The sequence below is a fragment of the Streptomyces spororaveus genome (genome assembly GCF_016755875.1).
GTDB lineage: Bacteria > Actinomycetota > Actinomycetes > Streptomycetales > Streptomycetaceae > Streptomyces > Streptomyces spororaveus.
Genome location: NZ_BNED01000005.1, coordinates 2,470,663 through 2,480,322, shown reverse-complemented (window position 1 = coordinate 2,480,322; position 9,660 = coordinate 2,470,663). Strand labels below are relative to the sequence as shown.

The 9,660-nt window shown below is 72.0% G+C and carries 1 protein-coding gene; it reads left to right on the top strand.

Going from position 1 to position 9,660, the window contains the following annotated elements; all coding sequences use genetic code 11:
- Positions 1-6 precede the first annotated feature (6 nt).
- On the top strand, positions 7-9,657 hold the full coding sequence (locus Sspor_RS13505) for a type I polyketide synthase (protein ID WP_444546263.1): 9,651 nt from the start codon (positions 7-9) through the stop codon (positions 9,655-9,657).
- The last annotated feature ends 3 nt before the right edge of the window (positions 9,658-9,660 follow it).

Below are 9,660 nucleotides of genomic sequence, written 5' to 3'. Positions count from 1 at the left end.
GCAATGGTGAACGAGGACAAGCTTCGCGACTACCTCAAGCGGGCGACCGCCGATCTGCGCCAGGCCCGCAGGCGGCTGCGCGAGGTCGAGGAGAAGAACCAGGAACCCATCGCGATCGTCGCGATGAGCTGCCGCTATCCCGGAGGCGTCCGCAGCCCCGAGGACCTGTGGCGGCTCGTGGAGAACGGCGACGACGCCGTCTCCGGCTTCCCCGTCGACCGCGGCTGGGACGTGGAGTCGCTCTACGACGCCGACCCCGACAGCGCCGGATCCAGCTACGTCAGCGAGGGCGGCTTCCTCTACGACGCCGCCCGCTTCGACCCCGCCCCCTTCGGGATCTCGCCGCGCGAGGCCCTCGCCATGGACCCGCAGCAGCGGCTGCTCCTCGAAGCGTCGTGGGAGGCGTTCGAGCGGGCGGGCATCGACCCGACGAGCGTGCGCGGCAGCCGGACCGCCGTGTTCGCCGGCGTGATGTACCACGACTACACCGCACGCCTCGACTCCGTGCCCGAGGGCGTTGAAGGCTTCCTCGGCACCGGCAGCTCCGGGAGCATCGCCTCGGGCCGTGTGGCCTACACGTTCGGCCTGGAGGGCCCGGCGGTCACCGTCGACACGGCCTGCTCCTCCTCGCTCGTCACCCTGCACCTGGCCGTCCAGGCGCTGCGGGCCGGGGAGTGCACCATGGCCCTCGCGGGCGGTGTCACCGTGATGGCCACCCCCGCGACCTTCACCGAGTTCAGCCGGCAGCGCGGACTGGCGGCCGACGGCCGCTGCAAGCCCTTCGCGGCCGCCGCGGACGGTACGGGCTGGGGCGAGGGCGTCGGCATGCTGCTCGTCGAGCGGCTGTCGGACGCCCAGCGCAACGGGCACCCGGTGCTTGCGGTGGTCCGTGGTTCGGCGATCAACCAGGACGGTGCGAGCAACGGTCTGACGGCTCCGAACGGTCCGTCACAGCAGCGCGTCATCCACCAGGCGCTCACCAACGCCCGTCTGTCGGCCGCGGACGTGGACGTCGTGGAGGCGCACGGTACGGGTACGACGCTGGGCGACCCGATCGAGGCGCAGGCCCTGCTCGCCACCTACGGCCAGGACCGGCCGGCCGACCGGCCGCTGCTGCTCGGCTCCATCAAGTCCAACATCGGGCACACCCAGGCCGCGGCGGGTGTCGCGAGCATCATCAAGATGGTCGAGGCGATGCGCCACGGTGTGGTGCCCAAGACCCTCCACCTCGACGAGCCGACCCCGCACGTGGACTGGGAAGCGGGTGCCGTCTCCCTGATCGGCGAGAAGACCGCCTGGCCGGAGACCGGTGAACTCCGGCGTGCGGGTGTGTCGTCGTTCGGGTTCAGCGGGACGAACGCGCACGTGATCGTGGAGCAGGCTCCGGAGGCCGAGGAGGCTGCGGAGGAACCGGCCGTCGCCGAGGGCCCGGGCCTTCCGGTGGTGCCGTGGGTGCTGTCGGGCAAGAGCGCGGGGGCGCTGCGGGCGCAGGCGGAGCGGCTGTCGGAGTGGCTCGCGGGTGCTCCGGCTGTATCGGCTCCTGATGCGTTGAACGTCGGCTGGTCGTTGGCGTCGTCGCGTGCGGGGTTGGATCACCGGGCGGTGGTGCTGGGTGATCATGCGGCTGGTGTGGCGGCGGTGGCGTCGGGTGCGATGGCTGCGGGAGTGGTGACCGGGTCTGCTGTTGGTGGGAAGACGGTGTTCGTGTTCCCGGGGCAGGGCTCGCAGTGGGTGGGTATGGCGGAAGCGCTGTTGGACGCTTCACCGGTGTTCGCTGCGCGGGTGGAGGAGTGTGCGGGGGCGCTGGATCCGTTCACGGGCTGGTCGTTGGTGGATGTGCTGCGGGGTGTGGAGGGTTCGCCTTCGCTTGACCGTGTGGATGTGGTGCAGCCTGCGTTGTTCGCGGTGATGGTGTCGTTGGCGGAGGTGTGGCGGGCTGCTGGTGTGCGTCCGGGTGCGGTGATCGGTCATTCGCAGGGTGAGATCGCGGCCGCGTGTGTGGCGGGGATTCTGTCGCTGGAGGATGCGGCGCGGGTGGTGGCTCTGCGGAGTCAGGCGATCGGGCGGGTGCTGGCGGGTCTGGGCGGCATGGTGTCGGTGCCGTTGCCGGCGAAGGCTGTGCGGGAGCTGATCGCGCCGTGGGGTGAGGAGAGGATCTCGGTCGCCGCCGTCAACGGGCCGTCCTCGGTGGTGGTCTCGGGCGAGGTGCAGGCTCTGGAGGAGCTGCTGGCCTCGTGCGAGGCGGACGGGATCCGTGCGAAGCGGATCGCGGTGGACTATGCGTCGCATTCGGCTCAGGTGGACCTTCTCCGTGACGAGCTTGCGGAGCTGCTGGCGCCGGTTGTTCCGCGGCCGGCTGAGGTGCCGTTCTTGTCGACGGTGACGGGTGAGTGGGTCAGTGGTCCGGAGTTGGATGCGGGTTACTGGTTCCGGAATCTGCGTCGGACGGTGGAGTTGGAGGAGGCGACGCGGACGCTGCTGGAGCAGGGCTTCGGGGTGTTCGTGGAGTCGAGTCCGCATCCGGTGTTGACGGTGGGCATGCAGGAGACCGTCGAGGATGCGGGCCGTGAGGCTGCGGTGCTGGGTTCTCTGCGGCGTGGTGAGGGTGGTCTGGAGCGTTTCTGGCTGTCGTTGGGTGCCGCGTATGTGCGTGGTGTGACGGTGGACTGGGACGCGGTGTTCGCGGGGACGGGTGCCCGGCGGGTGGATCTGCCCACCTACGCCTTCCAGCAGGAGCACTACTGGCTCGAAAGCGGCACCGCCGAGGACATCACCGCCGGCGCCCACCCCGTCGACGCCGTCGAAGCCCGCTTCTGGGAAGCCGTCGAACGCCAGGACGTGGCGGCTCTCACCGCCGAGTTGGACGTCGACGAGGACGAGACACTCACCGCACTCCTGCCCGCGCTGTCGTCGTGGCGCCGCCAGAGCCGTGAGCAGTCCGCAGTGGACGGCTGGCGCTACCGCGTCACCTGGAAGCCGGCGCCGGAGCCCACGACGGCCCGCCTCTCCGGCACATGGCTGGTCGCCGTCGCCGACTCCCTGCCCGATCGCCCGGCCGACGAGTGGACGGCCGCAGTCCTGCGCACGCTCGCCGAACACGGCGCCGACGTACGGCAGATCGCCGTCGCCCGGACGCAGGACACCCGGGCCGTTCTCGCCGAGCAGATACGCGACGTACTCGCGGACGCTCCCGCGGTGTCGGGCGTCCTGTCCCTGCTGACCCCAGCGGCGGCCGGCGAGCCGTTCCACGTCTCCGCCCCCGGCGGTGTGATCACCACCCTGTCCCTCGTCCAGGCGCTCGGTGACGCCGATGTGGCCGCACCCCTGTGGTGTGTCACGCGCGGCGCTGTCGCCACCGGCCGCTCCGAGCAGGTCGTCGACCCCGCGCAGGCGCCCGTCTGGGGCCTGGGCCGGGTCACCGCGCTCGAGCACGGCGAGCGCTGGGGAGGGCTGGTCGACCTGCCCGGCACGGACGCCGTGGACGACCGGGCCCTGGCCCGGCTCGCGGGTGTCCTGGCCGGTGACGCCGCCGAGGACCAGGTGGCGGTGCGCGCCTCCGGTCTCTTCGTACGCAGGCTCGTACGCACCCGTCTCGCCGAGACGCCCCCTGTACGGGAATGGCGTCCGCGGGGGACGACCCTCGTCACCGGCGGTACGGGCGCGCTGGGCGCGCACGTGGCCCGCTGGCTCGCCGGGAACGGCGCCGAGCACCTCGTCCTCACCAGCCGCCGGGGCCCCGACGCACCCGGCGCCGCCGAACTCCGCGACGAACTCAGCACCCTCGGCGCGCAGGTGACCATCGCGGCCTGCGACGTGAGCGACCGGGACGCCGTCGCCGCCCTCCTCGCCTCCGTCCCCGCCGACCAGCCCCTCACCGCCGTCGTGCACACGGCGGCCGTCCTCGACGACGGGGTCATCGAGGCGCTCACGCCCGAGCAGATCGAGCGCGTCCTGCGGGTGAAGGTGGACGCGACGCTGCACCTGCACGAACTGACCCGTGATCTCGATCTGTCGGCGTTCGTGTTCTTCTCGTCCTTCGCCGCCACCTTCGGCGCTCCGGGCCAGGGCAACTACGCTCCGGGCAACGCGTTCCTGGACGCCTTCGCCGAATACCGCCGGGCGGCCGGGCTGCCCGCCACCTCCATCGCCTGGGGCCCCTGGGGCGACGGCGGCATGGCCGAGGGCGCGGTCGGTGACCGGATGCGCCGCCACGGCGTCATCGAGATGTCGCCCGAGCGTGCCGTCTCCGCACTCCAGCACGCCCTGGACCGCGACGAGACGACCCTGACGGTCGCCGACATGGAGTGGAAGCGCTTCGTCCTCGCCTTCACCTCCGGCCGCGCCAGGCCCCTGCTGCACGACCTGCCCGAGGCACGGGAGGTCATGGACAGCATGCGCACGGACGCCGCGGAGGACACCGGCGACGCTGCCGCGCTGGCCCAGCAGCTCACCGGCCGGCCCGAGGCCGAACAGGAGCGACTGCTCCTCGAACTGGTCCGCACCGCTGTCGCCGCCGTCCTCGGATACGCGGGCCCCGACGCGGTCGAGGCGGGCCGGGCCTTCAAGGAGCTGGGCTTCGACTCCCTCACCTCCGTCGAACTGCGCAACCGCCTGAACGCGGCCAGCGGTCTCAAGCTGCCGTCCACCCTCGTCTTCGACTACCCGACGCCCACCGTTCTCGCCCGGCACCTGCGGGCCGAGTTCTTCGGGCAGGGCGCCGCGGCCGCCGCCGTCGTGCCGACGGCCGCGGTCACCGACGCCGAACCGATCGCCATCGTCGCGATGAGCTGCCGTTTCCCCGGCGGGGTCCGCAGCCCCGAGGAGCTGTGGCACCTGCTCACCTCCGACGGTGACGCGCTCTCCCAGTTCCCGCTGGACCGAGGCTGGGACGTCGACGCGCTGTACGACCCCGACCCCGACGCGCAGGGCACCTCGTACACCCGCGAGGGCGGCTTCCTGTCCGACGCCGCAGCCTTCGACTCGTCGTTCTTCGGGATCTCGCCGCGCGAGGCCCTCGCCATGGACCCGCAGCAGCGGCTGCTGCTGGAGACCTCGTGGGAGGCGTTCGAGCGGGCCGGCATCGACCCGCAGACGCTGCGCGGCAGCCAGTCCGGTGTGTTCGTCGGCACCAACGGCTCCGACTACTCCAACCTCGTACGGGCCGCGACGGACGGCCTTGAAGGACACCTGGCCACCGGCAGCGCGGGCAGCGTCGTGTCCGGCCGGCTCTCCTACACCTTCGGTCTCGAAGGCCCGGCCGTCACCGTCGACACCGCCTGCTCGGCCTCGCTCGTCGCCCTGCACCTCGCGGTACAGGCCCTGCGCACGGGCGAGTGCTCGCTCGCCCTGGCCGGCGGTGTGACGGTGATGTCGACGCCCGGCACCTTCATCGAATTCAGCCGCCAGCGCGGACTCTCCACCGACGGACGCTGCAAGGCGTTCTCCTCGGACGCCGACGGATTCAGCCCCGCGGAGGGCGTCGGCATGCTGCTCGTCGAGCGGCTGTCGGACGCCCAGCGCAACGGGCATCCGGTGCTTGCGGTGGTCCGTGGTTCGGCGATCAACCAGGACGGTGCGAGCAACGGTCTGACGGCTCCGAACGGTCCGTCGCAGCAGCGCGTCATCCGACAGGCCCTCGCCAACGCCCGTCTGTCGGCCGCGGACGTGGACGTCGTGGAGGCGCACGGTACGGGTACGACGCTGGGCGACCCGATCGAGGCGCAGGCCCTGCTCGCCACCTACGGCCAGGAGCGTCCGTCCGGGCAGCCGCTGCTCCTCGGCTCCATCAAGTCCAACATCGGGCACGCCCAGGCGGCGGCCGGTGTCGCGGGCGTCATGAAGATGGTGCTCGCCATGCAGCACGGAGTGCTGCCGAAGAGCCTGCACATCGCCGAGCCCACGCCCCACGTCGACTGGAGCGCGGGCGAGGTCGCCCTGCTGACCGAGGAACAGGGGTGGCCGGAGACCGGCCGCCCCTGGCGGGCAGGCGTCTCGTCGTTCGGCTTCAGCGGTACCAACGCCCACGCCATCATCGAACAGGCCCCGGCCGAAGCGGGGTCCGGCGACCCGGAGACCCCTGAGCCCCCGGCCGAACCCCTACTGGCCGTGAGCACCCCGGACGGCTCCGGGGCCGACCGCCCCGCCGTGCTGCCGTGGACCCTGACCGCCAAGAGCGACAAGGCGCTGCGCGGCCAGGCCGAACGTCTGCTGTCACAGCTCACCACCCACTCTGACCTGCGGCTTGTCGATGTCGGCCACTCCTTGGCGACGACCCGTACCGCGCTCGACCAGCGCGCCGTCCTCATCGGACGGGAGCGCTCGGACTACGTCGGAGCCCTCACCGCCCTGGCGACGGGGGAGACCTCACCCCTGCTCGTGCAGGGGGCGGCCGTCGGGGGGAAGACGGCGTTCGTGTTCCCCGGACAGGGGTCGCAATGGGTAGGCATGGCAGAAGCGCTGTTGGACGCTTCACCCGTGTTCGCTGCCCGGGTGGATGAGTGTGCGAAGGCGCTGGAGCCCTTCACCGACTGGTCGCTGCGCGATGTACTGCGCGGCGCCGAAGCCGCGCCCTCTTTGGAGCGTGTGGATGTGGTGCAGCCTGCGTTGTTCGCGGTGATGGTGTCGTTGGCGGAGGTGTGGCGGGCTGCTGGTGTGCGTCCGGGTGCGGTGATCGGTCATTCGCAGGGTGAGATCGCGGCCGCGTGTGTGGCGGGGATTCTGTCGCTGGAGGATGCGGCGCGGGTGGTGGCTCTGCGGAGTCAGGCGATCGGGCGGGTGCTGGCGGGTCTGGGCGGCATGGTGTCGGTGCCGTTGCCGGCGAAGGCTGTGCGGGAGCTGATCGCGCCGTGGGGTGAGGAGAGGATCTCCGTCGCCGCCGTCAACGGGCCGTCCTCGGTGGTGGTTTCGGGCGAGGTGCAGGCTCTGGAGGAGCTGCTGGCCTCGTGTGAGGCGGACGGGATCCGTGCGAAGCGGATCGCGGTGGACTATGCGTCGCATTCGGCTCAGGTGGAGTTGCTTCGTGAGGAGCTTGCGGAGTTGCTGGGGCCGGTTGTTCCGCGGCCGGCTGAGGTGCCGTTCTTGTCGACGGTGACGGGTGAGTGGGTCAGTGGTCCGGAGTTGGATGCGGGTTACTGGTTCCGGAATCTGCGTCGGACGGTGGAGTTGGAGGAGGCGACGCGGACGCTGCTGGAGCAGGGTTTCGGGGTGTTCGTGGAGTCGAGTCCGCATCCGGTGTTGACGGTGGGTATGCAGGAGACGGTCGAGGATGCGGGCCGTGAGGCTGCGGTGCTGGGTTCTCTGCGGCGTGGTGAGGGTGGTCTGGAGCGTTTCTGGCTGTCGTTGGGTGCGGCGTATGTGCGTGGTGTGACGGTGGACTGGGACGCGGTGTTCGCGGGCACGGGTGCCCGGCGGGTGGATCTGCCCACCTACGCCTTCCAGTCGCAGCGGTTCTGGCCGGAGGCGGCGCCTGTCGAGGCTGTGGCGGTGTCCGCGGAGAGTGCGGTCGATGCCCGGTTCTGGGAGGCCGTCGAACGCGAAGACCTCGAAGCACTCACCGCCGAACTCGACATCGAAGGCGACCAGCCGCTGACGGCACTGCTGCCCGCGCTGTCGTCGTGGCGCCGCCAGAGCCGTGAACAGTCCGCGGTGGACGGCTGGCGCTACCGCGTCACCTGGAAGCCCCTGGCCGAAGCCACGGCCTCGCGCCTGTCCGGCACGTGGCTGGCCGTCGTCCCCGAGTCCCGTTCCGGGGGTGCGGCCGATGACTGGACGGGTGCTGTCCTGCGTACGCTCGCCGAGCACGGCGCCGACGTCCGTACGGTGACCGTCTCCGCCGGAGCGGCCGACCGTGACGGGCTCGCCGCCACGCTCGGGGCCGCCGCGGCCGAGACCGCGCCGACCGGTGTCCTGTCCCTCCTCGCCCTCGCCGACAGCGACGACGTCGCCGCCGAAGGCGCCGCGCTCCGTGCGCACACCGGGCTCCTCGCCACCGCCGCGCTCGTCCAGGCACTCGGCGACGCCGATGTGGCCGCACCCCTGTGGTGCGTCACGCGCGGCGCGGTCTCCGTGGCCCGTTCGGAGCGGCTCCAGGACCCGGCGCAGGCGCTCGTCTCGGGCTTCGGCCGCACGGTCGCCCTGGAGTACCCCGACCGCTGGGGCGGTCTCGTCGACCTGCCGCCGCAGGCCGACGGCCGGACGCTGGACCGGCTCGCAGGTGTTCTGGCCGGTGACGGCTCCGAGGACCAGGTGGCGCTGCGCGCTTCGGGGCTCTTCGGGCGGCGTCTGGTCCACGCCCCCCTCGCGGACACCGCCCCTGTACGGGAATGGCGTCCGCGGGGGACGACCCTCGTCACCGGCGGTACGGGCGCGCTGGGCGCGCACGTGGCCCGCTGGCTCGCCGGGAACGGCGCCGAGCACCTCGTCCTCACCAGCCGCCGGGGCCCCGACGCACCCGGCGCCGCCGAACTCCGCGACGAACTCACCGCCCTCGGCACCCAGGTCACCATCACGGCCTGCGACATGGCCGACCGGGACGCCGTCACCGCCCTCCTCGCCTCCGTCCCCACCGACCAGCCCCTCACCGCCGTCATGCACACGGCCGGTGTCCTCGACGACGGGGTCATCGATGCGCTGACCCCGGAGCGGTTCGCCACCGTGCTCGCCCCCAAGGCGGACGCGGCGCTCACCCTTCACGAGCTCACCCGTGACCTGGACCTGTCGGCGTTCGTCCTCTTCTCCGGTGTCGCCGGCACGCTCGGCGACGCGGGACAGGGCAACTACTCCGCCGCCAACTCCTACCTGGACGCCCTCGCCGAGCAGCGTCACGCCGACGGCCTGGCCGCCACCTCCGTGGCCTGGGGACGCTGGGGTGACAGCGGGCTCGCCGCGGGCGGTGCGATCGGTGAGCGGCTCGACCGCGGAGGCGTCCCCGCCATGGCACCCCGCTCGGCGATCCGCGCACTGCAGCAGGCCCTCGACCACACGGAGGCGGCCGTCGCCGTCGCCGACATCCGGTGGGAGCGGTTCGCGCCCGGCTACACGGCCGTACGGCGCAGCCCGTTCCTCGGAGACCTGCCCGAGGTGCGGCAGCTCGCCGCGTCCGCTCCGGCAGCCGGCGAAGCGGGCGGGGACTCCCCGGCCGACGCGCTGCGCCGACGGCTCGCCGTCATGCCGCAGGCCGAACAGGCCCTGGCCGTCCTCGAACTGGTCCGCTCACACGCGGCCACCGCGCTCGGCCACCCCACGACCGACGAGGTGGGCGCGGCCCGTGCGTTCAAGGAGCTCGGATTCGACTCCCTGATCGCGCTGGAGCTGCGCAACCGCCTCAACGCCGCCACCGGGCTACGGCTCCCGGCGACGCTCGTCTTCGACCACCCGACCCCGGCGGTCCTGGCCGAGTTCCTCCGGGCCGAGATCACCCAGGACGGCAGTGCCGGGGCCGCCCCCGGCATCGCGGAACTCGAAAAGCTCGAATCCGCGCTGTCCGTTCTCGACCCGGACAGTGAAACGCGTACCGACATCGCGCTGCGTCTGCAGGCCCTCCTTGCGAAATGGGGTGAACCGCACACCGAAACAAGTGGCGAGGCCGTGACCGAGAAACTTCAGGAGGCCACGCCCGACGAGCTCTTCGACTTCATCGAGAAGGAGCTCGGTATTTAGCAC